Source organism: Haloarcula sp. 1CSR25-25, from assembly GCF_032027985.1.
In the GTDB taxonomy this organism is placed as follows: domain Archaea; phylum Halobacteriota; class Halobacteria; order Halobacteriales; family Haloarculaceae; genus Haloarcula.
In genome coordinates, this window is sequence record NZ_JAHYBW010000020.1 from 1 (window position 1) to 1,382 (window position 1,382).

General features: G+C 57.9%; 1 protein-coding gene. It reads left to right on the forward strand.

The genetic code is table 11. The features are described 5' to 3' along the window. Nucleotides 1-179 precede the first annotated feature (179 nt). Nucleotides 180-1,178 (forward strand): IS110 family transposase, encoded by a 999-nt coding sequence (locus KZ498_RS24615; protein ID WP_312622360.1) that lies wholly within the window; start codon nucleotides 180-182, stop codon nucleotides 1,176-1,178. Nucleotides 1,179-1,382 lie beyond the last annotated feature (204 nt).

The following is a 1,382-nucleotide window of genomic DNA, read 5'->3' on the forward strand; positions in this document are numbered from 1 at the left end:
ATGGGGCGCAAGAGACCGACTAATGATCCGTGCCACAGAGCACGTCGTACTGACTGGTCCGTGTGCGAAAGAAGCCGAGTCATGGGCGTTACAGCCCGGATGCCGCGGGCCGCGGCATCCGGGAAAGCCCGAATAGGTGAATCTCTGCTTCACGCACTGGCGTCCCGGGTGAACAGACAATGTACCTTGGAATTGATGTCCACAAACGGTACGCACAGGTGGCAGTAATGGATGAGGCTGGGGAGATCGTCGAAGAGGTTCGCGTCAAGAACGCGAACCTCGACGACCTCGCCCAGCGGTACGCTGGTGCCGAAGCCGCGCTTGAGGCGACCAGTAATTACTACCACATCCACGATACGCTGTCCGAACATTTGGATGTGACTGTTGCTCACCCGAAGGAGCTGAATCAGATCGCTAACTCGGACAAGAAAACCGATCGCGTCGACGCGAAAGAACTCGCGCGGATGGTGCGGCTGAACTCGGTGCCAGAGAGTTATGTTCCGACCGACGAAATCAGGGAAGCCCGCGCACTCGTGCGCGGGCGACAGACCCTGGTCGAAAACCGTACCAAGTACGCCAACAAAATCCATGGACTTCTCTCCGATCACGGCATCACTGAGGACGTGAAGCCGTTGAACAAGGAGGGACGAGAGTTCCTCCGGGAACTCTCGCTCCCGACGCCGTGGGACGCGTTGCTGGAGTCGTATCTCGAACTGATTGAGACGCTCACCGAGGAGATACAGGAACTCGAAGAAACGATCGAGGAGCGCGCTGGGTCTCTGAAGGAGACCCAGCTGCTGATGACCATTCCTGGCGTGAGTTACTATACGGCGTTGACGATATACGCGGAGTTGGGCGAAATCAGTCGGTTCGACGGTGATAAATCGGTCGTCAGCTACGTCGGATTGAACCCGGTGATCCGCGAGTCAGGCGACTCGCGGATCGAGGGGAGTATTTCGAAACGTGGATCAGGGAGAGTGCGGTGGCTGCTCGTCCAGGCTGCCAATACCGCAGTACACACCTGTGATGACGCGTATCTGAGTCGCTTCTCCGAGCGGCTAGCAAGTCGTAAGAACTCACAGAAAGCGATAGTGGCTACCGCTCGGAAGATGCTGGTGTCGATCTATCACATGCTAGACCGGAGAGAAGTCTACGATCCACCTGATGTGAGTGCGTAGACGAGGGAACTGAGGGCCGTCCGCCCGGCGGCCCTCAGTGGCCGGCCGAGGCCCACCGTTAGCAGCAGCTATCGCCAGACAGCGACCGCACCGCGAGAAGATATCGTCCGCCTGCAGGCTGGGAGAGCCGCAGACTACAGGACGACGCAAATATTTTGTCGATAACGGTGGTATATCCGGGTAGCAGCGTTTCCATAGGTGATT